Raw genomic sequence first — 21,482 nt, forward strand, 5'->3', positions numbered from 1 at the left:
CCAAAGATCGCGAACGGACTCCGCATAGAAGTCCAGGTCGGCTTCGCGGCCCGGCGCGCCGGCCCTCAGGCTCACGAACAGTGGCGCCATGCGTTCGGTGCAGGCGGCGACAAACAGGCGGATCGCCTCGCTCCCCCCGTCATGAAGTGCCTCCGTGACGGCCCCCTCCACCAGCTTCTCCACGTCCCACCCTCATCCCGTTCGAACAGATCGACAGGCTACACAGCGGGCTGAAGGGCGCAGCTTGACGAGTTAGGACCCTGAGGTGTCTACGGGGAATCGGACATGTGTCTTTTCGGTTGATCCGCAGAGCAGGCGACCAGGAACGGCAGTCCAGAGCAGCAGGAGGCGGCGCACGTGTACGGCGATCCGGCAACCATCCGCAAGATCCTCACCGAAGTCGGCGACACCTGGGCCGTGGTGGGCCTCTCGAACAACCAGGACCGCGCGGCCTACGGGGTGGCCCGCGTCCTCCAGCGGTTCGGCAAGCGCGTGATCCCCGTGCACCCGAAGGCGGAGACGGTTCACGGAGAGCCCGGGTACGCCTCGCTGGAGGCGATCCCCTTCAAGGTCGACGTGGTGGACGTCTTCGTGAACAGCCGGCTCGCCGGGGCGGTCGCCGACGAGGCGGTCGCGATGGGGGCCGGGGCCGTGTGGTTCCAGCTGGGCGTGATCGACGAGGCCGCCTTCGCGCGCACCCGCGAGGCCGGCCTGGCGATGGTCATGGACCGCTGCCCGGCCATCGAGATCCCGGCCCTGTAGTCCGGGCGAAGGTCCGCCGCGGCCGCCGGACCGCGCCGGCGGTGCGCGGCACCCCGCCCGTGCGCCGCGCCGCGTCAGTGCGCGGCACCTGGCCCGTGCGCCGCGTCAGTGCGCCGCGCCCGCCTTCCGGGCGGGTGCGGGGACCGGCGGCGACACGGGCGGGACCGCCACGGCGAGCGTCATCTCCATGGGGACGGGGCCGTCGTTGCGGTAGGAGTGCGCCGCGTTGGCCTCGAAGGCGGCGGCGGCCCCGGCCGGTACCCGGAACTCCTCCTCGCCGACCACCAGCGTCAGCTCGCCCGCCGTGACGTGCAGCATCTCGATGGTGCCGGACGGGTGGGGGGCCGACTCGGTGCTCTCCCCGGGCACCAGGTGCCAGGTCCAGAGCTCCATCGGACCGCGCTCGTCGGTGCCGATCAGCAGGGTCGTGGAGCTGCCCGCTGCGCTGCTCCAGATCCGTACGGCCTGCTCCGGCGGGACGACGCGGACCTGGGGCCCCCGGTCGTGGTCGAGGAGCGTGGAGATGCTGACGCCGAGCGCGTCGGCCAGCCGGACGGTGGTGCCGACGCTGGGGTTCGTCCGGGCCTGCTCGATCTGGATGATCATGCCCCGGCTGACGCCCGCCCGGGCCGCCAGCGCGTCGAGCGTGAAGCCTCGCTCACCGCGCCAGCGCTTGAGGTTCGCGGCCAGCGACTGCGTGAGCTTTTCGAGGTCGGACAGGACCCATCACCCTTCAGTCCAATATCGTGAATGACAGAGTGCAGCAGAGTGAACTACCGTGCCCTGTACTCGAACGTTCAATGCACTGTACTGCGAGGTCCCCGCCATGACCGCCCTCTTCGCCTTGGCCACAGCCGTGCTGTGGGGTCTCGCCGACTTCGGCGGCGGGCTGCTCACCCGCCGGATCCCGGCCCTCACGGTGGTCGTGGTCTCCCAGGTCGTCGCCGTCGTGGTGCTCGGTTCCGTCGTCCTGGCCACCGGGGCCTGGAGCGAGGCCGGACCGGGGCTCTGGTTCGCGGTGGCCGCCGGCGTCGTCGGGCCGGTCGCCATGCTCAGCTTCTACAAGGCCCTGGCGCTCGGGCCCATGGGCGTGGTCTCGCCGCTGGGCTCCGTGGGCGTGGTGGTGCCCGTCGCGGCCGGACTGGCGCTGGGTGAACGGCCCGGCCCCGGCCAGTTCGCCGGCATCGCGGTGGCCGTCGTCGGCATCGTCCTGGCGGGCGGACCGGAACTGCGCGGCGCGCCCGTCCAGCGGCGGGCCGTCGTCCTCACCCTGGTCGCCGCGTTCGGCTTCGGCGCGGTGATGGCACTGATCTCGCACGCCTCCACCACCCTCACCGGCCTGTTCCTCGCGCTGTTCGTCCAGCGGGTCACCAACGTCGCCGTGGGCGGCACGGCCCTGTGGGTCCAGACCCGGCGCGGCATCCCCGCCCTCCCGGCGGGCACCGGACCGCGCGTCCTGTGGGGCCTGCTCCCGGCCCTCGCCTTCGTCGGCCTCGCGGACGTCGCGGCGAACGGCACCTACTCCGTCGCCGCCCAGAGCGGCCCGGTCACCGTCGCCGCCGTACTGTCCTCGCTCTACCCGGTGGTCACCGCGCTCGCCGCCTTCGCCGTGCTCAAGGAGCGCCTGCGCACCGTCCAGGCGGCGGGCGCGGGCCTGGCCCTGGCGGGCACGGTCCTGCTGGCCGCGGGCTGAGGGCTGTCCCTAGACCGTCCGGGCCGCGTCCTGGCGGGCCTCCGCCTCGGCCAGCTCGGCCAGCCCGCGCAGCTGTTCCGGGGTCATCCCGTCGGGGATCGGCACGGGGGCCGGCGTGCGCAGCGGGGGCTGCCAGCCCGTCTCCGGCTCCCAGCGCCGTACGACGCGCGCCGGCGCCCCCGCGACGACGGCGTGGTCCGGCACCTCGCCCCGTACGACGGCGCCCGCCGCCACCACGACGTTGCGGCCGAGCCGCGCGCCCGGGAGGACCACGGCGCCGGTGCCGAGCCAGCAGCCCGGGCCGATCTCGACCGGTGCGCTGCGCGGCCACTGCCGTCCGACCGGCTGGTGCGGGTCGTCGTAGCTGTGGTTGGTGGAGGTGATGTACACGCCGGGGCCGCAGAACGTGTCGTTCCCGATGGTGATCCGGGTGTCGGCGATGACGTGGCTGTCGCGGCCGATGACCACGCCGTCGCCGAGCACCAGCATCGGTTCGGCGCCGAGGTCGAGGTCCGGCATCATCCCGGCGGTGAGGGTGACCTGTTCGCCGATGATGCAGTGGTCGCCGAGCCGGATCCAGCGCTCGCCGAAGACCGTGCCCTGCGGGAAGGCGAGCCGGGTGCCGTGTCCGATCGCGCCGAAGCGCAGCCGCCCGGGGGTCTGCGCGGTCACCGCGCCGGCCCGCTGCATCCAGCGCCAGCCGGCGTGGACCGCGCGGTTCGCCAGCCTGCGGCGCAGGGCCGCGAGGGATGAGAACGTGTTCTGGTTCTTCGGCACCCGGCCACGGTAGTGGGCGGGGCGGCGGGCATCCGGGCGGCGGACCTGTGATGTTCACCCCATCGCGGGAGCGCGCGGGCGCGTGCCCTACGGTGCCGGTAGCGCGGCAGGTACCCGTACGCGCGACGCCGGCCGTGCCGGACGGCGGACGCGGGCGTACGGGCGGAGACAAGCGAAGGCAGAGGAAGAGCACATGACGCAGCAGTCGGCCCGGGCACTGGTGGCGGGCGTGGGCGGGAAGAGCCCCTCCGTGGACCCGACGGCCTTCACGGCGCCCACCTCCGTCGTCATCGGCGACGTCACGCTGGCCGCCGGGGCGAGCGTCTGGTACTCCGCGGTGCTGCGCGCCGACTGCGGACCGATCACGCTCGGCGCGGACAGCAACGTCCAGGACAACTGCACAGTGCACGTGGACCCCGGGTTCCCGGTGTCGATCGGCGAACGGGTCTCCATCGGCCACAACGCCGTCGTGCACGGCTGCACCGTCGAGGACGACTGCCTGATCGGCATGGGCGCGACCGTGCTCAACGGCGCGGTGATCGGGGCCGGTTCGCTGGTGGCCGCGCAGGCGCTGGTCCCGCAGGGGATGGTGGTGCCGCCCGGGTCGCTGGTCGCGGGGGTCCCGGCCAAGGTGCGGCGCGAGCTGACCGGGGAGGAGCGCGAGGGCCTCAAGCTCAACGCGGCGATGTACCTGGAGCTGGCGAAGCAGCACCGCGCCGCGGTGACCCCGGAGGTCTAGGCTTCTCTTCCGGATCGTGCCGGGTCCGCGCCCCCGCCCTTCGGAACGGGTCGCGGACGCCGACGCCCGCGACCGGGGCCGCGTCGGGCCGGCCGGATCAGTCGGCGACGCCGGCCGGGACCGGCTCAGGAGCCTCCGCGGCGGTGCGGACCTCCGCGGCCGCCTTCTTCATGCGGCTGCGCACCACCAGCGTCACGGCGAGCCCCGAGAGCACCGCCAGCAGCAGGGCCGCCCAGGAGAACCGCTTCAGCCAGGGCTCCGCGACGATGCCGACGGAGTAGACGACGGCCGTGGTGCCGCCGGCCCACAGGATGCCGCCGAAGACGTTGGCGATCAGGAACTTCCAGTAGGGCATGCGCAGCACGCCCGCCAGCGGACCTGCGAAGATCCGCAGCAGCGCCACGAACCGCCCGAAGAAGACGGCCCACATGCCCCACTTCTCGAAGGAGCGCTCCGCGAGCGCCACGTGCTCGGGCCCGAAGTGCTTGGGGAAGCGCCGGCCGAGCTTCTCCAGCAGCGGCTTGCCGCCCCGGCGCCCGATCGCGTAGCCGATCGAGTCGCCGACGATCGCCCCGGTGATCGCGCAGGCGCCGAGCACGACCGGGTCGATGTCTCCGTGCTGCGAGGCCAGCAGCGCCGAGCTGACGAGGACGATCTCTCCCGGCAGCGGGATGCCGAGGCTCTCCAGCCCGATGACCAGACCCACCAGGAGATAGACGCTGACCGCCGGAATCGTCTCCAGCCATTCCTGGATGTGCACCGGTACGTCCTCCCGAGTCGACTCCGGCGCGCCCCCTGTGGCACGCCGAGCGGGCAGCCTACCGGCTGCTCAGCACCGTCTTTGACCTCAGTGGCAGTTCGCGCGACGAGCGGCCCGCGAACACCTCCCGGTGGCCGCCGCCCAGCACCCACGCGTGCCGTTCGGGGTCCCAGGAGGACAGGGCCCTCGGATCGACGGTGACGGTGACCCGCTGCGCCTCGCCCGGCGCGAGGGTCAGCCGCCGGTATCCGGCCAGTGTGCGCACCGGCTGGTCGAGTTTCAGCTCCGGCGACGGGCCGACGTACACCTGGGCCACCTCGGTGCCCTTGCGGCGCCCGGTGTTGCGGACGGTGAACTCCACCCGCAGTCCGCCGTGTTCCGGCCGGACCGCGAGCTTCTCGTACTGCCACGTGGTGTACGAGAGCCCGTGCCCGAACGGGAACAGCGGGACGGCATGCTGCGCGTCGTACCAGCGGTGGCCGACGTGCACTCCCTCCGTGTGCTCCAGCCGACCGCCCACCCCGGGGTAGCGCAGCGGGTTCCCGGCGACCGGGGTCGCGTCCTCGTCGGCGGGGAAGGTCTGGGTCAGCCGCCCGCCCGGGTCCACGTCCCCGAAGAGGATGTCGGCGGTGGCCCCGGCGCCCTCCTGCCCCGGGTAGTACGTCTGGAGGACGGCGCCGGTACGGGTGAGCCACGGCATGGTCGTACCGGACGAGGTGTTCAGCACGACGGTGGTGCGCGGGTTCGCGGCGGCGACCGCCTCGATGAGCCGCTCCTGCCCGCCCGGGAGCGCCAGCGAGGTCCGGTCGGTGCCCTCGGTGGCGTCCTCGTAGGCGAACAGCACCACGCTGCGGGCCGCCTTGGCCGCCTTCACCGCCTCGGCGACGTCCGCCGCCCGGGTCGCCCCCGTCGTGAGCCGCAGCCGGAAGCGCTGGCCCGCGGCGCCGCCGCGGGCGGACACGGCGAGCCGGTGGGGGCCGGCCTTGAGGGCGAGGGTGCGGCGGCGGACGGTCAGCCCGTCGGGCGCGGCGGCGAGCAGCCCGCCCGCGAACTGCTCCGCCACGCCCTGCCGGACGGGGAACAGCTCCTCCCCGTCGAGGCGCACGCTCGGCCGCTGCCCGGTGTAGTGGACGAGCAGGGTCCACTCGTCGGCGGCGGCGAGCGTGAAGGTGCCCTCGTGGCTCCAGGTCCGCCCGGCCTCCACCCTGCGGTCGTCGAGGTCGGCCGCGGGCCGCAGGAGCGCCGGCGGGAGGGGGCGCCCGTACAGGTCCTCGCCGAGGGCGTAGCGCACGGTCGCGCCCTTGCCCGCCCGCTGCCGGATCGCGGCGAGCGGGGCGGCGGCCGCGTCGGGGACGACGTGGGCGCTGCCGCCGCCGCTGACGAAGGGCACCTGCCCGGTGGGGCCGATGACGGCGACGGAGCGGGCGGCCTCCCCCGTCAGCGGCAGCGTGCCGCGCTCGTTGCGCAGCAGCACGGCTCCGGCGGCGGCCACCTTGCGGGCCGTCCGGGCGCCGGCCGCGGCGTCCCGGGCGGGCCGCGCCGCGGGGCGGTCGGTCAGGAGCCCGAAGCGGTCCAGGGTGCTCAGGAGCCGGTGCACGGCGAGGTCGACGGTGTCCTGGGACACGGAGCCGCCGCGCACCGCCTCGCGCAACGGCGCCCCGAAGTGGGTCGCGCCGGGCATCTCCATGTCGAGGCCCGCGCCGATGGCGGCGACGGTGCTGTGGACGGCGTCGCGCTCGGAGATCACCCAGCCGTCGAACCCCCAAGCCCCGCGCAGCACTTCGTCGAGCAGCGGTCGGCTCTCGCAGGCGTACACGCCGTTGACCTTGTTGTACGCACCCACCACGGCGCCCGCGCCGGCGGCCACGGCCGCCTCGAAGCCGCGCAGCTCGGTCTCGTGCAGGGTCCGTTCGGCGGCGATCACGTCGACGGTGTCGCGGCCCTTCTCCTGGTTGCCGAGGGCGAAGTGCTTGACGGCGGCGATGAGCCCCTCGTCCTGGATGCCGCGGACCACTTCGGCCACCAGGTCGGCGGTGAGGCGCGGATCCTCGGCGAAGGTCTCGAAGTTGCGTCCGGCGTACGGGGTGCGGATGAGGCTCGCCATGGGCGCGAGCAGGACGTCCAGGCCGAGTGCGCGGCCCTCCCGTCCGAGGACCCTCCCGTACTCGCGGGCCAGGGCGGGGTCGAACGCGGAGGCGAGCAGGACCGGAGCGGGCAGCGCGGTGGCGGGCCGGGCGACGCGCACGCCGGCGGGCCCGTCGGCGAGCCGCAGCGCCGGGATGCCCAGGCGGGGGACGCCGGGTACGTAGCCGGCCTGCCCCAGGGGGGCCGGGTCGCGGCCGCCGTGCAGCAGGGCGGTCTTCTCCTCCAGGGTGAGCCGCTCCAGCAGGGACTCCACGCGGGCGGCGGCGTCGGCGGGTCCGGCGCCGGGGGCTCCCGGAGCGGGCGCCGGGGGCGCGGGCGGCGCCGTGCCCCGCCCCGCGCCCGGAGGCACGGTGGGCGCGCAGCCGGCCGCCCCGAGCGCGGCGCCCGCCCCCGCGAGGAGCCGGATCGCGGAACGTCTGGAAACGGCCTCGCTCATGGGCGCTCTCCTGCGGCGTCGGGCGGCGGGAGCGGCCCGCGCCGGACCGCTCCCGCCGCCCACTGTGCGCCGCCCGACCCCCGGGCCGGGTCAGACGCGCCACCGGAGCACCGAGGTTCAGCCCTGCGGCGGCTGCTCCACGGCGTCGGCGACCCGCCGGGGCTCGTCCTGCCGCTGGACCCGCGCCTCGGTGCGGTGACCGCGCGCGATGTAGTCCCGTACGACGGCTTCCACCGCGTCCTGCGGAGAGCCGACCCCGGCGAGGACCATCACCTCCACCACCAGTTCGGCGTCGAGACTGATGTTGACCTTGGCCACGGGTACCCCCTTCGTCGCAGTCGTCGTGCGAGGGACTCTAGCCGCAGCGCGGCCGCCGGTTCCCCCGTTCCCCCACCGGCGACCGGTCGCTGCCACTACGGTCTCCCTACGCACACCCCCGCTGGCACGTTTTGTCACCCTGGGGCGGGTGCGCCCCTCCCCCTCCGCCCGCACTGGAGCCCCGTGTACCCACCACCGCACCCGCACCCGTACGGCTTCACGCCCGCGCCGTCCGTCCGGCGCTGGTGGCACCACCCCGCACTGATCGTCACGGCGCTGGTCCTGCTGCCGCCGGCCGGCATCGTGCTGGCGTGGACGAGCCGTTGGAGCCGGGGCAAGAAGATCGTCGCGACCGTGCTCTCCGGCCTCTGGTTCCTGCTGTTCCTGGTCACGGACCCGCCGGAGAAGCCGGACGACGCCAAGGCGCTGCCGGTGGCCGCCCCGGCGGCGACGCCCCCGGCCTCCTCCAGCCCGGCTCCGCCGTCCCCGCCTTCCCCGTCCCCGTCCGCGCCGGACGAGCCGCGGATGCCGTCCGTGGTGGGCAAGTCGTTCGCCGAGGCCGAGAAGGCCGTGCAGGACGGGGGCGGGACCGGGCTGAGCGCGCTCAGCGCCTACCGCGACGTCGCCCTCGCCACGCCCCACGCGGACTGGACCGTCTGCCTCCAGGGACTGTCGCCCGGCTCCCCGATCGCGGCGCGGCTCGCCGCCCCGACCGTCCACCTGGCCGCCCGCGGGACCCCGTGCCCGACCCGCGAGGGCACGGACCTGCGCCCGAGTCCGGCGCCGGTACCGACGCCCACCCCGACGCCCCCGCCGCCCCCGCAGCCCCCGCAGGACGAGTCCGACGACGGTGGATCCACGGCCTCCGGCGGGGCGGGCGACGGCGACAGCGACAGCAGTACGCCGGTCAAGCGCGCGGGCTCGTTCTGCGCGCCGGCCGGGGCGGTCGCCGTCACCTCCGCCGGCACCCCGCTCGTCTGCGGACCGGGCTCAGACGGGCGCAACCGCTGGCGCCGGGGCTGAACCGCGACCGCCCGCAACGCCGCGAGGCCCCCGCCCGGCAGGGGCGGGGGCCTCGCGGCGGTCCGGCGCCCGGGCCGGACCGGGAGCCAGGGCCGGACCGGGGGACTAGGCGTTGGGGCGCAGCGTCCACACGACGGTCATCTCGCCCGTCACGGCCTCGTCCTCGCGCTGGATGGCGATGGTGACGGGGAACTCGGGGCGGCCGCCGGCGTCGAGCTCGGCGACGACGTCCGCGATCGGGCGGCCGAGGGTGGCGGTGGCGGTGACGACGCCCTTGGCGAGCTTCTTGTAGCCGATCTCGGCCTTCACGGCCAGCGGCACCGCGCGCGAGAGCTGGTCGCCGAAGGCGGCCAGGACGATCGCGCCGCTCGCGGACTCGGCGAGGGTGAACATGGCGCCCGCGTGCGGGCCGCCGACGTGGTTGTGGAAGTCGGGCTGGTCCGGAAGCCGGACGACCGCGCGCTCGGGGGTGGTCTCCAGGAACTGGAGGTTCAGGGTCCGTGCCATCGGCACCGTCGCGGCGAGCATGTCGCCCACGTTCATCTGGTCTGCGCTCATGACCCGGATGTTACCCATGAGTAGATACGGTTGGCCAGAGTCGGGCCGGGGGCGGCCGTGGCCCCCGGGGACCACTCCCACTATGGTTACCGGCCATGTGGCCAGGACAGCAGCAGCCGCCCGGGGGCGAGCAGAACCCCCAGGACGCGCAAGAGAACCCGTACCAGCAGCAGCCGGGACAGCCGGGGCAGCCGAACCCGTACCAGCAGCCCGGATACGGTGAGCAGCAGCCCGGCTACGGCTACCCCCAGCAGGGGTACCAGACGCCGCCGCCGGTCCAGCCCTGGGGACAGCCCCAGCAGGCTCCGCAACCGCCCGGCGGTGGCGGCAGCCCCTACTCCACCAGGACGGTGGCCATCGTCGCGGCCTCGGCGGTCGTCGTGGCCGCCGCCGCCACCGGCGCCTTCGTCCTGACCCGGGACGACAGGACGAACGAGGCGGACGGCAAGCCCGCCGCGTCCTCCTCCGCCCCGCCGTCCTCCGCGCCCGCCCCGGCGGGGACCAGCCCGAACCCGCGGGCCGGCGGCGACGTCCAGCCGGTGGTCCCGGGCTGGAAGGTGGTCCTCAACCCGAAGTACGGCACCGCCTTCGACGTTCCGCCGGAGTGGAACGTGCTGGGATCGGGCACGTCGATCGGCTTCGAGGACGAGGTGAAGAACGACGGCGGCCCGGTCGTGATGATGTCGGGCCCCGCCTACCTCAAGGAGGACTGGTGCAAGGTCGACTCCGACAAGAACGGCAGTGAGGAGACGACTTCGCTGGCCGGCACCGGCACCAAGGGCGGGCAGGGCGCCAAGGACACCGCCGAGGCCGTGCGCAACGAGGCCGGCACCTGGGCGTTCGCCGGATACGCGCAGAAGGCGCCGAAAGGCACCGTGAAGGTCTCCGACCCGAAGGAGTACACCACCTCCTCCGGGCTCACGGGCCACATGGCGACCGCCACCGCGCAGGGCATCGCCAAGGAGAACAAGTGCTCCTCCGACGGCAAGTCCATCGCCTTCAGCTTCAAGACCACGAACGGTGACTTCTCCAGCTGGGTCCTCTACAGCGCCGCCGGGGTTCCGGACGAGGTCCCCCAGGCGACGCTCGAAAAGATCCTGAGCACCGTCCGCCTCTCCACGGGCTGATCTCCCGCCGCCCTCGGACCGGGCCGACCATCCGTTTGGATTCTCGGCCCGGCCCGTGGATAGTCCGGGGGTGAGTCCTTCCCAAGCCGCCCCGCCCCGTACGCCCGCGCGCCGCCGCCGCCCCGAGTGGGCCGGCCGGAACTACGGCCTGCTGACGGGCGCCGCGGTCGTCACGAACCTGGGCAGCCACGGGGCGCTGATCGCGGCCTCCTTCGCGGTCCTGGAGACCGGGGGCTCCGGCTGGGACGTCGGTCTGGTCACGGCCGCCCGTACCCTGCCGCTCGTGCTGTTCCTGCTCGTCGGCGGGGCGATCGCCGACCGGCTGCCCCGGCACCGCGTGATGGTCGCGGCCAACGCCCTCAACTGCGTCTCGCAGGCCGCCTTCGCGCTGCTGGTCCTGGCCGGCGATCCGCAGCTGTGGCAGATGATGCTGCTGACCGCCCTGTGCGGCACCGGTACGGCCTTCTTCAACCCGGCCGCCGAGGGCATGCTCCTGTCCACCGTCTCCGGCGAGCACGCGAACCGCGCGTTCGCCCTGTTCCGGATGTCCATGAACGGCGCCGGGATCGGCGGCGCGGCGCTCGGCGGCGCCATGATCGCCGCGTTCGGTGCGGGCTGGGTGCTCGCCGTCGACGCGGCCGCCTTCGCCGTGGCGGGCGCGATGCGCGCCTTCCTCGACGTCAGCCACATCCCCGAACGCGAGCCGGGCGGCGGGCTGCTGTCCGACCTGCGGGAGGGCTGGGTGGAGTTCCGGTCCCGGCCGTGGCTGTGGAGCATCGTGCTCCAGTTCGCCGTCGTGGTCGGCGTGATCAGCGCCGCGGAGGCGGTGTACGGGCCGCTGGTCGCGCGGGACCAACTGGGCGGGGCGGCGCCGTGGGGCCTGGCCCTGGCCTTCTTCGGCCTCGGCACCATCGGCGGGGCCGTGCTGATGATGGTGTGGAAACCGCGCCGGCTGCTCCTCGTCGGCACGCTCTGCGTGTTCCCGATGGCGCTGCCCTCGGCGGGGCTGGCGATCCCGCTGCCCGTCTGGGCGCTGTGCGTGGTCATGCTCGTCAGCGGGATCTCGATCGAGGTGTTCGGCGTCAACTGGATGACGACCCTGCACCAGGAGATCCCCGAGGAGAAGTTCTCCCGGGTCTCCGCCTACGACTGGTTCGGCTCGCTGTCGATGACGCCGCTGGCCACCGCCCTCGCGGGCCCCGTCGAGTCCGCCTTCGGCCGCTCCCCCGCGCTGTGGGGCTGCGCGGTCCTGGTCCTGCTGCCCACCGCGGCGGTGCTGCTGGTGCCGGACGTACGCCGGATCACCCGCAAGGCCGGGCCGGCCGGCCCGGCCCCGGTGCACGCCGTCGAGCCGGCCGGCTCGCTCACCCCAGGCTGAACGCGCCCTCCGGCGGCTCCGGCGAGCCCACCGCCTCCGCGTCTGCGACCGTCCCGGCCCCCCGTGCGAACCGGGCGAGCTTCGCCCCGGACTCCACCCGGGCGGGGAACGCGTCGGAGGCGCAGCGCCGGGCCAGTTCCGCCACCGGCAGGCCGCCGTCCGACGCCAGCAGCACCGCGTTCCCGAACCGCCGCCCCCGCAGCACCGCGGGCTCCGCGATCAGGGCCAGCTCCCCGAACACCGCCCCGAAGGTGGCCAGCTGCCCGCGCAGGAAGCCGAACGGCGCCCCGTCCGCCAGGTTGGCCGCGTACAGCCCGCCGGGCCGCAGCACCCGCGCCGCCTCCCGCGCGTACTCCACGGACGTCAGCCGGGCCGGCACCCGCGAGCCGCCGAACACGTCGGCGACCACCACGTCCGCGCTCGCCTGGGGCGCCGCCTCCAGCCAGGTCCGGGCGTCGGCCGCGTGCACCGTCACCCCGGCGTCCGCCGGCAGCGGCAGATGCTCGGCGACCATCTCCACCAGGCCCGTGTCGAACTCGACGACCGTCTGCCGCGATCCCGGCCGGGTCGCCGCGGCGTACCGCGGCAGGGTGAGCGCGCCGCCGCCCAGGTGCAGCAGGTCCAGCGCGCGCCCCGGCTCCGCGGCCGCGTCCAGGACGTGCGCGAGGCGGCGGGCGTACTCGAACTCCAGGTGCTCCGGGTCGTCCAGGTCCACGTACGACTGCGGCGCCCCGTCGACGGTCAGCAGCCAAGCCCGGTCCCGGTCCACGTCCGGCATCAGTTTGGCGGTGCCCTGGTCCACGTCCCGGACGACCGGGATCTGTTCGTCGCTCACCCCACCATTGTCGGCCCGTCCCCCGCCGGGCCGGACCGCCCCCCGCGCCCCGCCGGACGCCCGTCCCCCCGCCGCGGCCGCCCGTGCCCTGGGCCGCCCGGGGCCTCAGCCCGACCAGACCGCCCGCGCCTCGGCGACGTGCCCGGCGGCCTGCTCCAGTCCCGCCCGCGCGGCCGGGTCGCGCCGGGCCGGGTCCAGGACGTTGCGGCCGAACACCTTGCGGGCCGCCGCCGACGGGGTGACCAGCAGGACCCGTGCGCCGGCCGCGCGCAGCCGGGCCACCTGGGCAGCGGGCGAGGGGATCAGCCCGGCGCCCATCGCCATCGGGGCGAGCACCACCACCCGCGCGTAGCCCGCGGCCAGGTCGGCGTTGGTGGCGGAGCGGATGCCCCCGTCGATGAACCGGCGCCCGCCGACCGTGACCGGCGGCCACACCCCGGGAACCGCGCAACTCGCCGAGACGGCGTCGACGAGGCCGCCCCCGCCGTCACGGTCGAAGGCCTTGAGTTCTCCGCTCAGCGCGTCCACGGCGGTGACGACCAGGCGCCGTTCGGGCCACTCGTGCGAGACCAGCCGGGCCTCCAGCACCGTGCGCCGCTCGGCCTCGGTGCCGGTGTCCGCGGCCAGCGCGATCGCGCCGACCCGTCGCCGGTAGGCCTTCACGTCGCGCGAGCGCGCCATCGCGAGGGCGTAGCGGGCGATGAGGCCCGCCGCGAGCCGCGCCGGCAACTCGCCGCGCGGGTCGCCGAGCTGGCGCTCGTACAGCTCCTGCGGGGTGAGCCGTCCCGAGGTGAGCTGCGCGCCGACGACCGAGCCGGCCGAGGTGCCGATGACGAGGTCCGCGGTGGTGAGGTCGACCCCGGCCCGGGCGAGCCCGTACAGGATCCCGCACTCCCAGCCGACCCCGGTCAGCCCCCCGCCGCCCAGCACCAGTGCCGTGTCGCCGCCCATCGCCGTCCGCCCCCTCGTCGCCGCGTCCCGTACGCCCCGCGGCAGCCCGCGGTGACGACAGGCAGTCTGGCGCAGCCTGCCCGCCGCCACCACGGAGGGGCCCCGGTCAGTTCGGCCGGATCACTTCAGGACGGCCGTCACGGTGCCGGCGCCGACGGTGCGGCCTCCCTCGCGGATCGCGAAGCCGAGGCCCGACTCCAGCGGCACGTCCCGCCCGAGCTCGACGGTCATCTCGACCGTCTCCCCCGGCCGCGCCGTGCCGGCCGCGCCCAGGTCCACGTCGCCGACCACATCGGCGGTGCGGATGTAGAACTGCGGCCGGTACCCGCTGACGACCGGGGTCGTCCGCCCGCCCTCGCGCCCCGACAGCACGTACACCCGCGCCGTGAACCGCCGCCTGGGCACGACGCTGCCGGGCGCGGCCACCACGTGGCCCCGGCGCACCCCGTCGCGCGGGACCCCGCGCAGCAGCAGCGCGACGTTGTCGCCGGCCTCGGCGGACTCCATCGGCTTCCCGAAGGTCTCCAGCCCGGTGACGACGGTCTCGACCGGCTCGCCGTCGCCGCCGAGCACGCTCACCCGGTCGCCGAGTCGTACGCGGCCCCGCTCGACGGCGCCGGTCACGACGGTCCCGCGCCCGGTGATGGTGAGCACGTTCTCCACGGGCATCAGGAAGGGCGCGTCGGTGTACCGCACGGGCATCGGCACGTACGTGTCCACCGCGTCCAGCAGCGCCTCGATCGCCGCGGTCCACCGCGGGTCGCCCTCCAGCGCCCCGAGTCCGGAGACCCGTACGACGGGCGCCGCGTCCCCGCCGTAGCCGTGGGCGGTGAGCAGCTCGCGGACCTCCAGCTCGACCAGGTCGGTGAGTTCGGGGTCGCCCGCGTCGGCCTTGTTCAGGGCGACGACGACGTGGTCGACGCCGACCTGCCGGGCGAGGAGCACGTGCTCGGCGGTCTGCGGCATGACCCCGTCGAGCGCGGAGACGACCAGGATCGCCCCGTCGAGCTGCGCGGCCCCGGTGACCATGTTCTTGATGAAGTCGGCGTGGCCGGGCATGTCGACGTGGGCGTAGTGACGGGTGTCGGTCTCGTACTCGACGTGGGTGAGGTTGATGGTGATCCCCCGCCGGGCCTCCTCCGGGGTCCGGTCGATCCGGTCGAAAGGCACGAAGGCCGCGCCGCCGCGCCCGGCGAGGACCTTGGTGATGGCGGCGGTGAGGGTGGTCTTGCCGTGGTCGACGTGACCCATGGTGCCGATGTTGAGGTGCGGCTTGGTCCGCACGAAGGCCGTCTTGGCCATGATGGTCTTTCCCGTGGCTCGAAGCTGGAACGGGACCCCGGAACCGGGCCGACCCTCCCCCTGCGGGGTCCGCCGGACTGTCCGGGAAGGGTCAGCTTCGTGCGCCGCCGAGTGCGGCGCGGGAGGGTGCCTGCGCACCCGCGGCAGCCTTCGGCGCGTCCGCGACTGCGGACGGCGCTGCGGGGAAGGCGTACCGGGACATGACCCTGATCGTGCCGGACGGTCCCCGCGGCGTCGAATGGTTTTCGGCCGCGAACGCGACCGCGGTCAGAGGTTCTTGAGCGCCTCGCGCACGGACAGCGGGGACAGCCGGGGGCGTTCGGCCTCCACGAAGGCGCGGACCGCGTCCGCGTCGGTCCTGGCGTACTCCCGCAGGCTCCAGCCGATGGCCTTGCGGATGAAGAAGTCCGGGTGGCCGGCCTGGTGGCGGCAGTAGCCGAAGAGCCGGCCGGTGTCCGTGGCGTCCTTGTGGCGCAGCTGGTGCAGGAGGGCGGTGCGGGCGACCCAGAGGTCCTCGTCCCCGATCCACTCGTCCATGTCGGCCCGCAGCGCCGGGTCGGCGGCCACCAGCGGGCCCACCGTGTGCGCGGCGAGCAGGTCGACGGTGTCCCACCAGGGGTCGGTCACGACGAGGTGCCTCACCACCGGCAGCAGGGCGGAGGAGCAGCGGGCGACATGCCGGCGCAGGTAGTCCACGGCGAAGTACCGGTACTCGCGCTCGGGGAGCCGCCAGCAGCGCAGGGCGAGCGCCGCGCAGTCCGCCTCCCGCGGGGCGGGGGTGTCCTTGGTCACGGCCTTCGACAGCTCGCGGCGCAGCGGGGTGGGGATGCCGAGGAAGGGCGAGACGTCCTTCATGTACGCGGCCATCGCCGCGGCCCGTACGGGGTCGGCGGCGCCCGCGTAGAGCGCGGTCAGCCGGTCCACGAGGGTGTCCGCGAGGGCGCTGAGGGGGACCCCCGGCGGCCGCGGGTCGTTCGGCTGCATGAGGCCCAGATTACGGCGCGGCATCCCGGAGGTCGGTTAGTCTCCCGGAATGTCCCTCCTCCTCGCGCCGTGGTTCCGGCTGTCGCTCCTCGTCGTGCTGCTCTCCGCGGCCGGCGTGTGCGTGCTGCTGTACGAGCCGCAGCGGATCCTCTCGGAGGGCTGGCCCCCGGGCCTGCCCGTGGGCACGGCGGTCCTGCTGTTCGCAGGCGTGTACGGGGTGTGCACGGCGGCGTTCGTGCCGCGTCCGCTGCTGAACCTGGCCGCCGGAGCCGTGTTCGGTACGCAGTTCGGACTGCTCGCGGCGGTCGGCGGCACCGTGCTCGGCGCCGCGATCGCCTTCGGCCTGGGCCGTTTCATGGGCCAGGAGGCCCTGCGCCCGTACGTGCGCGGCCGCTGGCTGCGGGCGGCCGACGGCCAGCTCAGCCGGCACGGGTTCCGCTCCATGATCGCCGTGCGGCTCTTCCCCGGCGTGCCGTTCGTGGTGGCGAACTACTGCGCCGCGGTCTCCCGCTGCGGCTGGGTGCCGTTCCTGTCCGCAACCGCGCTCGGGGTCGTCCCCAACACCACCGCGTACGTCGTCGCGGGGGCCAGCGCCTCCTCCCCCGGTTCGCCCGCCTTCCTGGTCTCGTTCGGGTTCATCGTGGTCTCCGTGGTGGCCGCCGGAGCGGTCGCCTGGCGCAAGCGGCACCGCCTGGCACCGCCCCGGCCGCTGGGAACCGCGTACGAACGGGCGCCCCGGCACCCCCCGGTGGTCAGCACCGCCCCGCACGGGCCCTAGCATCGGACGCGAACTGCCCGACGATCACAAGGACGAGCGCACCCCGACATGAGCTGGTTCGAATCCCTAATCCTCGGTCTCGTCCAGGGGCTTACGGAGTTCCTCCCGATCTCCTCCAGTGCCCACCTGCGGCTGACCGCGGCGTTCGCCGGCTGGCACGACCCGGGAGCGGCCTTCACCGCCATCACCCAGATCGGCACCGAGGCGGCCGTGCTGATCTACTTCCGCAAGGACATCGCGCGGATCGTCTCCACCTGGTTCCGTTCCCTCTACACCAAGGCCCTGCGCTCCGAACAGGACGCGAAGATGGGCTGGCTGGTGATCGTCGGATCGATTCCCATCGGTGTCCTCGGCCTCGTGTTCAAGGACCAGATCGTGGGCCCGGCGCGCGACCTGCGCCTGACCGCCACCACCCTCATCGTGATGGGCGTCGTGCTCGGCGTCGCCGACCGGCTGGCCGCGCGCGACGAGGAGGGCGGCAGGCACCGCGCGATCCGTGAGCGCAAGACGCTGGGGCAGCTGAGCGTCAAGGACGGCCTCGTCTTCGGATTCTGCCAGGCGATGGCCCTGATCCCGGGCGTCTCGCGGTCCGGCGCGACGATCTCCGGCGGCCTCTTGCTGGGCTTCACCCGTGAGGCGGCCGCCCGCTACTCCTTCCTCCTCGCGATCCCGGCCGTGCTGGCGTCGGGCGCGTTCGAGATCCTGGACGTGGTCGAGGAGCCGGGCCACATCTCGTGGGGGCCGACGATCTTCGCGACGGTCATCGCGTTCTTCGTGGGCTACGCCGTCATCGCGTGGTTCATGAAGTTCATCTCCACCAAGAGCTTCATGCCGTTCGTGATCTACCGGATCCTGCTGGGCATCGTCCTGTTCGTCCTGATCGGCATGGGTGTGCTGAGCCCCCACGCGGGCGAGTCCGGCTCGTAGCGGCGACCCCGCTCACCGCTCCGCGTGAACCGGAGGCCGCTCGGGAACGTTCCCGGGCGGCCTCCGCGTCGTTGTGCCTGAGAGACCTGAAGGCGAGCAACCAGGGGTGTCCCATGGGTCGAGTGGTGTTGGAGCGATTTCCGGCCGGAAGTCCGAGGGGGAGCTGGCCGGCCGAGGAGTACGCGGCGCAGCGCCTGCGCGAGGGCGTACAGGCCGAAGTGGTGATGGACCTGGACAGCGACGCGTTCCTCGTCGTGGTGCGGCAGCGGGAGGTGCGTTCCGGTCACTGACCGCCCGCGGCGGGTTCCGGCGGGCACGCGCCCCTTGGCGTCGCGCCCCGTCAGCCCCACACTGTCCCGATGACGCAGCGTGTGGACCTCGCGACGGTAATGGACCGGCTGGCGATCGACGAGGTGGTCTCGGGGTACGCGGTGGCCGTCGACGACGGCGACTGGGACGCGTACCGCGCCCTGTTCGCCGCGGGAGGGCGGGCCGACTACAGCTCGGCGGGCGGGGTCGAGGGGCCGGCCGGGGAGGTCGCGGACTGGCTGGCCGAGGCCATGAAGCTCTTCCCGGTGCGCCAGCACCTCATCGTGAACCGGCTGATCCGGGTCGAGGACCTGGGCGGCTCGCCCGGGGACAGCGCCCGGGTGCGGGCCGACTTCCTGAACCCGATGCGGCTGGCCGGGCCGGAGTTCGACGGGACCGTCACCGCGCCCAACTTCGTCGCGGCCGGGCGCTACGCCTTCGAGTTGGCCCGCACCCGCGACGGCTGGCGGCTGACCGGCGTCACGGTCCACGAGAAGTGGCGGCACCTGTCCGCCTGACCGGGCCCCGGGCGGGCGGCTGATCCACACTGGAGGCGGAGGCATGCCATGGTCCCGTTGAGCGGTGCCCGGATCCCGGGCCGGCGGATCGCCGCCGCGGTTCTCGCCGGGGCGCTGCCCGCGCTCGCCTTCCCCGCGCCCGCGCTGTGGTGGTTCGCCTACGTCGCCCTGGTGCCCTGGATGCTGCTGCTGAGGTCGGCGCCCACCGGGCGCCGGGCCGCCCTGGAGGGCTGGCTGGGCGGCGCCGCCTTCGTCGTGGCCGTCCACCACTGGCTGCTGCCCAGCCTGCACGTGTTCCTGGTGCCGGTGGCCGCGCTGCTCGGCCTGCTGTGGATCCCCTGGGCGCTGCTGGTGCGGGAGCTGCTCGGCGGTACCCCCTCGGCCGGCCGGGCGGGCGCCTCGCTGGTCCTCGTACCGGCGGGGTGGCTGCTGTCGGAGCTGGTCCGGTCCTGGCAGGGCCTGGGCGGGCCCTGGGGGCTCCTGGGAGCGAGCCAGTGGCAGGTGCCGCCCGCGCTGCGGCTGGCCTCGGTGGGCGGGGTGTGGCTGGTCGGCCTCGTCGTGGTGGCGGTGAACTGCGCGGTGGTGCTGCTGGCGGCGGTTCCGGGCGCGCGGGTTCCGGCGGTGGCCGGGCTGACGGGGTGCGCGGTGCTGACGGGCGTGGCGTGGCTGTGGGCCCCGTCCCCCGAGGTGACGGGGCGGCTGCGGGTGGCCGTCGTCCAGCCGGGGCCGGTGGCGGACGGCCCGGACAGCACGGAGCGGCGGTTCGCCGCCGGCGAGCGGCTGACCCGGGCGCCGGGCGGCAGACCGGTCGACCTGGTGGTGTGGGGCGAGAGCAGCGTCGGGGAGGACCTGACGGCCCGCCCGGACCTGGCCCGGCGCCTGGCCGCGCTCTCCGCGGAGGCGGGGGCCCCGCTGCTGGTGAACGTGGACGCGCGGCAGCCGGACCGTCCCGGGATCCGCAAGAGCGCGGTGCTCGTCGACGCCAGGGGCCCCACCGGCGACCGGTACGACAAGATGCGGCTCGTCCCCTTCGGAGAGTACGTGCCGGCCCGCTCGCTCCTCGGCTGGGCCACCTCGGTCGGCAGGGCGGCCGGCGAGGACCGGGTGCCGGGCGACGCCCCGGTGGTCATGGGGCTTCCCGGGGGCGTCCGGATCGGCCCGCTGGTCTGCTTCGAGTCGGCGTTCCCGGACATGAGCCGCCACCTGGTCCGCGATGGCGCCGGCGTGCTGGTCGCCCAGTCGTCGACGAGCACCTTCCAGGGCAGCTGGGCCCCGGCGCAGCACGCCTCGCTGGCCGCGCTGCGCGCCGCGGAGACCGGCCGTCCCATGGTGCACGCCACCCTGACCGGGATCAGCGCGGTGCACGGCCCGTACGGCGAGCGGATCGGCGGGCCGTTGCCCACCGCGGCGAGCACGGCGGCCGTGTACGAGGTGCCCACGGCCCGGGGCACGACGCTCTACGTCCGCTTCGGGGACTGGCCGGTGGCTGCGGCCCTCGCCGTACTGGCGGCGTACTGCGCGGCGGAGGGGTCCCGCTCGCTCAGGAGGCCTGCTCGAGGGCCGAATCCACCACCCTCTCGCACAGTTCGTGGGTGAGGAGCGCGTCCCGGGCGCTGAGGGTCCGGCCCGCCGCTACGGCGTCCAGGAAGGCGTCCACGACCTGCTCGATGCCGCGCTGGCGGGCGACCGACACCCAGTCCCCGCGGCGCCGGACGGTCGGCTGGCCCTTGTGGTCGATGACCTCCGCGAGGTTGACGACCTGCCGCTTGGTGTCCTGTCCGGACACCTCCAGGACCTCTTCGGCGGACCCGGAACGCCGGTTCATGATGCCGAGCGCGGTGAAGCCCTCGCCGGACATCTGGAGCACCACCTGGTGCATCAGGCCGTCGCGCACCACGGCCCGCACGTCGATGTGGTCGGCCTCGGCGGGCAGCAGGAAGCGCAGGGTGTCGACGACGTGGATGAAGTCGTCCAGTACGAGGGTGCGCGGGTCCTCGGGCAGGCCGACGCGGTTCTTCTGCAGGACGATCAGCTCACGCGGGTGCTCGGCACACTGCGTGTAGCCGGGTGCGTGGCGGCGGTTGAAGCCGACGGCGAGGGAGACCCCGCGTTCCTCCGCCAGGTCCACCAGCCGGCGCGACTCCGCGAGCTCGTAGGAGAGCGGCTTGTCCACGTACGTGGGCACGCCCGCTTCCAGGAGGCGGGTGACGATCTCGGGATGGGCGGCGGTCGGGGCGTGCACGAAGGCCGCGTCGAGTCCCTGCGCCAGCAGGGCGTCGAGGTCGGTGTGCCGGCGCGCGGCCGGGACGTGGTGGAGGGCGCCGACCCGGTCCAGCGTGGCGGGGGTCCGGGTCTGCAGGTGCAGCTCGACTCCCGGGCGGGTGGTGAGGACGGGCAGGTACGCCTTGCGCGCGATGTCGCCGAGTCCGATGCAGCCGACCTTCACCGGGGGGCCTCCAGGTTCGTTGCGAGCGGTATTCCCGCAGCTTAATCCCTGGTGGCGGGGGCTTCGTTCGCCCAGGATGAGGGTCATGCACTCCAATGGATCACATCGCACCGAGCCGTCCACCACCGCCGACGAGCGGGAGATGCTGGACGGCTGGCTCGACTACCACCGCGCCACGCTCGCCTGGAAGTGCGAGGGCCTGGGTGACGAACAGCTGCGCCTGACGCTCCTGAAGCCCTCCGAGCTGAGCCTGCTGAGCCTCGTACGGCACATGGCGGAGGTGGAGCGGTACTGGTTCCGGGAGATCATGCTGGGCGAGGACCTCCCGGAGCTCTACTGTTCCCAGGAGGAGCCGGACGGCGACTTCCACTTCGCCGACGGGGACACCTGGGCAGACGCCGAGCGGGTCTGGCAGACCGAGGTCGAGCTGGCCCGGCAGGCGTCGGCGGGCCGCTCCCTGGACCTGGTGTCGGACGCGGCCGCCCACCACCGCGGCGAGGTGTTCAGCCTCCGCTGGGTCTACACCCACATGATCGAAGAGTACGCGCGCCACAACGGCCACGCCGACCTGCTGCGCGAGCACATCGACGGCTCCACCGGCGAGTAGGACCGTCCGTCCGCCGGACACCGGACCCCGTCACCCGTGCGGGGTGAATATCGCCTCCGGGTTTTCGCAACGGTATCCCCGCCCAGCAGAGTTGCGCGAGTGCATCCCA

The 21,482-nt window shown here is 74.4% G+C and carries 23 protein-coding genes and 1 pseudogene; 12 read left to right on the forward strand and 12 right to left on the reverse strand.

The window, feature by feature from the left end; all coding sequences use genetic code 11:
- Nucleotides 1-183, reverse strand: a pseudogene (locus ACFWW8_RS31380) (hypothetical protein); the annotation flags it as partial.
- 174 nt (nucleotides 184-357) lie between these two features.
- Between ACFWW8_RS31380 and ACFWW8_RS31385 the strand changes: the two are divergent.
- The gene (locus ACFWW8_RS31385; RefSeq protein ID WP_386534264.1) at nucleotides 358-762 is read left to right on the forward strand and encodes a CoA-binding protein; all 405 of its coding nucleotides are present in this window, start codon (nucleotides 358-360) and stop codon (nucleotides 760-762) included.
- Between the two features lie 105 nt (nucleotides 763-867).
- Here ACFWW8_RS31385 and ACFWW8_RS31390 read toward each other — a convergent pair whose 3' ends face one another.
- On the reverse strand, nucleotides 868-1,482 hold the full coding sequence (locus ACFWW8_RS31390; RefSeq protein ID WP_386534384.1) for a helix-turn-helix domain-containing protein: 615 nt from the start codon (nucleotides 1,480-1,482) through the stop codon (nucleotides 868-870).
- 106 nt (nucleotides 1,483-1,588) lie between these two features.
- Between ACFWW8_RS31390 and ACFWW8_RS31395 the strand changes: the two genes are divergently transcribed.
- Nucleotides 1,589-2,455, forward strand: a complete 867-nt coding sequence (locus ACFWW8_RS31395) for an EamA family transporter (RefSeq protein ID WP_386534267.1) — start codon at nucleotides 1,589-1,591, stop codon at nucleotides 2,453-2,455.
- A 9-nt stretch (nucleotides 2,456-2,464) separates the two neighbouring features.
- Here the strand turns inward: ACFWW8_RS31395 and ACFWW8_RS31400 are convergent, their stop codons facing one another.
- Entirely contained in the window at nucleotides 2,465-3,232 is a 768-nt protein-coding gene (locus ACFWW8_RS31400) for an acyltransferase (protein ID WP_386534270.1), read from the reverse strand.
- A gap of 193 nt (nucleotides 3,233-3,425) precedes the next feature.
- On the opposite strand from ACFWW8_RS31400, the gene ACFWW8_RS31405 reads away from it, so the two are divergent.
- Nucleotides 3,426-3,971, forward strand: coding sequence for a gamma carbonic anhydrase family protein (locus ACFWW8_RS31405; RefSeq protein WP_386534273.1), 546 nt, complete (start codon nucleotides 3,426-3,428; stop codon nucleotides 3,969-3,971).
- A 97-nt stretch (nucleotides 3,972-4,068) separates the two neighbouring features.
- Here ACFWW8_RS31405 and ACFWW8_RS31410 read toward each other — a convergent pair whose 3' ends face one another.
- The 3 genes from ACFWW8_RS31410 to ACFWW8_RS31420 all read right to left on the reverse strand — a co-directional run bounded on the left by ACFWW8_RS31410 (nucleotide 4,069) and on the right by ACFWW8_RS31420 (nucleotide 7,630).
- A complete protein-coding gene (locus ACFWW8_RS31410) occupies nucleotides 4,069-4,731 on the reverse strand; it encodes a DedA family protein (RefSeq protein ID WP_386534276.1) in 663 nt (220 codons plus the stop codon).
- A gap of 58 nt (nucleotides 4,732-4,789) precedes the next feature.
- Complete coding sequence (locus tag ACFWW8_RS31415; RefSeq protein WP_386534279.1) at nucleotides 4,790-7,312, reverse strand: beta-glucosidase; 2,523 nt, start codon at nucleotides 7,310-7,312, stop codon at nucleotides 4,790-4,792.
- Nucleotides 7,313-7,429: 117 nt separating this feature from the next.
- The gene (locus ACFWW8_RS31420; RefSeq protein WP_383929470.1) at nucleotides 7,430-7,630 is read right to left on the reverse strand and encodes a type II toxin-antitoxin system VapB family antitoxin; all 201 of its coding nucleotides are present in this window, start codon (nucleotides 7,628-7,630) and stop codon (nucleotides 7,430-7,432) included.
- A gap of 183 nt (nucleotides 7,631-7,813) precedes the next feature.
- On the opposite strand from ACFWW8_RS31420, the gene ACFWW8_RS31425 reads away from it, so the two are divergent.
- On the forward strand, nucleotides 7,814-8,653 hold the full coding sequence (locus tag ACFWW8_RS31425) for a hypothetical protein (RefSeq protein ID WP_386534281.1): 840 nt from the start codon (nucleotides 7,814-7,816) through the stop codon (nucleotides 8,651-8,653).
- 105 nt (nucleotides 8,654-8,758) lie between these two features.
- Here ACFWW8_RS31425 and ACFWW8_RS31430 read toward each other — a convergent pair whose 3' ends face one another.
- Nucleotides 8,759-9,196, reverse strand: a complete 438-nt coding sequence (locus tag ACFWW8_RS31430; RefSeq protein ID WP_386534386.1) for a DUF4442 domain-containing protein — start codon at nucleotides 9,194-9,196, stop codon at nucleotides 8,759-8,761.
- Nucleotides 9,197-9,306: 110 nt separating this feature from the next.
- On the opposite strand from ACFWW8_RS31430, the gene ACFWW8_RS31435 reads away from it, so the two are divergent.
- A complete protein-coding gene (locus ACFWW8_RS31435; protein ID WP_386534284.1) occupies nucleotides 9,307-10,338 on the forward strand; it encodes a hypothetical protein in 1,032 nt (343 codons plus the stop codon).
- 70 nt (nucleotides 10,339-10,408) lie between these two features.
- On the forward strand, nucleotides 10,409-11,716 hold the full coding sequence (locus ACFWW8_RS31440; RefSeq protein ID WP_386534287.1) for an MFS transporter: 1,308 nt from the start codon (nucleotides 10,409-10,411) through the stop codon (nucleotides 11,714-11,716).
- On the opposite strand, the gene ACFWW8_RS31445 is transcribed toward ACFWW8_RS31440, so the two are convergent.
- The 4 genes from ACFWW8_RS31445 to ACFWW8_RS31460 all read right to left on the reverse strand — a co-directional run bounded on the left by ACFWW8_RS31445 (nucleotide 11,703) and on the right by ACFWW8_RS31460 (nucleotide 15,788).
- The gene (locus tag ACFWW8_RS31445) at nucleotides 11,703-12,494 is read right to left on the reverse strand and encodes a spermidine synthase (RefSeq protein ID WP_386534388.1); all 792 of its coding nucleotides are present in this window, start codon (nucleotides 12,492-12,494) and stop codon (nucleotides 11,703-11,705) included. The two genes, ACFWW8_RS31440 and ACFWW8_RS31445, sit on opposite strands and share 14 nt — an antisense overlap.
- Nucleotides 12,495-12,656: 162 nt before the next feature.
- Nucleotides 12,657-13,502: a patatin-like phospholipase family protein gene (locus tag ACFWW8_RS31450; RefSeq protein ID WP_386534290.1), complete on the reverse strand. Its 846-nt coding sequence runs from the start codon at nucleotides 13,500-13,502 to the stop codon at nucleotides 12,657-12,659.
- Nucleotides 13,503-13,622: 120 nt separating this feature from the next.
- Complete coding sequence (gene tuf, locus ACFWW8_RS31455; protein WP_386534293.1) at nucleotides 13,623-14,804, reverse strand: elongation factor Tu; 1,182 nt, start codon at nucleotides 14,802-14,804, stop codon at nucleotides 13,623-13,625.
- A gap of 267 nt (nucleotides 14,805-15,071) precedes the next feature.
- Entirely contained in the window at nucleotides 15,072-15,788 is a 717-nt protein-coding gene (locus ACFWW8_RS31460; RefSeq protein ID WP_386534296.1) for a DNA alkylation repair protein, read from the reverse strand.
- Nucleotides 15,789-15,837: 49 nt separating this feature from the next.
- Here ACFWW8_RS31460 and ACFWW8_RS31465 point away from each other — a divergent pair, with 49 nt between their 5' ends.
- The 5 genes from ACFWW8_RS31465 (at nucleotide 15,838) to lnt (ending at nucleotide 19,916) form a co-directional block, all read left to right on the forward strand.
- On the forward strand, nucleotides 15,838-16,566 hold the full coding sequence (locus tag ACFWW8_RS31465; RefSeq protein WP_386534299.1) for a TVP38/TMEM64 family protein: 729 nt from the start codon (nucleotides 15,838-15,840) through the stop codon (nucleotides 16,564-16,566).
- Nucleotides 16,567-16,614: 48 nt separating this feature from the next.
- Nucleotides 16,615-17,493, forward strand: a complete 879-nt coding sequence (locus ACFWW8_RS31470; protein WP_386534302.1) for an undecaprenyl-diphosphate phosphatase — start codon at nucleotides 16,615-16,617, stop codon at nucleotides 17,491-17,493.
- A gap of 113 nt (nucleotides 17,494-17,606) precedes the next feature.
- Nucleotides 17,607-17,783, forward strand: a complete 177-nt coding sequence (locus ACFWW8_RS31475) for a hypothetical protein (RefSeq protein WP_351282195.1) — start codon at nucleotides 17,607-17,609, stop codon at nucleotides 17,781-17,783.
- Nucleotides 17,784-17,852: 69 nt separating this feature from the next.
- Complete coding sequence (locus ACFWW8_RS31480) at nucleotides 17,853-18,320, forward strand: nuclear transport factor 2 family protein (protein WP_386534305.1); 468 nt, start codon at nucleotides 17,853-17,855, stop codon at nucleotides 18,318-18,320.
- A gap of 48 nt (nucleotides 18,321-18,368) precedes the next feature.
- Nucleotides 18,369-19,916, forward strand: a complete 1,548-nt coding sequence (gene lnt / locus ACFWW8_RS31485) for an apolipoprotein N-acyltransferase (protein WP_386534308.1) — start codon at nucleotides 18,369-18,371, stop codon at nucleotides 19,914-19,916.
- On the opposite strand, the gene ACFWW8_RS31490 is transcribed toward lnt, so the two are convergent.
- Nucleotides 19,861-20,766 carry a Gfo/Idh/MocA family protein gene (locus ACFWW8_RS31490; protein WP_386534311.1) on the reverse strand — a complete coding sequence of 302 codons (906 nt, stop codon included), beginning with the start codon at nucleotides 20,764-20,766 and terminating at the stop codon, nucleotides 19,861-19,863. The genes lnt and ACFWW8_RS31490 overlap by 56 nt on opposite strands.
- Nucleotides 20,767-20,851: 85 nt before the next feature.
- On the opposite strand from ACFWW8_RS31490, the gene ACFWW8_RS31495 reads away from it, so the two are divergent.
- Nucleotides 20,852-21,373 (forward strand): DinB family protein, encoded by a 522-nt coding sequence (locus ACFWW8_RS31495; protein WP_386534312.1) that lies wholly within the window; start codon nucleotides 20,852-20,854, stop codon nucleotides 21,371-21,373.
- The last annotated feature ends 109 nt before the right edge of the window (nucleotides 21,374-21,482 follow it).

The sequence above is a fragment of the Streptomyces sp. NPDC058701 genome, from assembly GCF_042715295.1.
Lineage (GTDB): Bacteria > Actinomycetota > Actinomycetes > Streptomycetales > Streptomycetaceae > Streptomyces.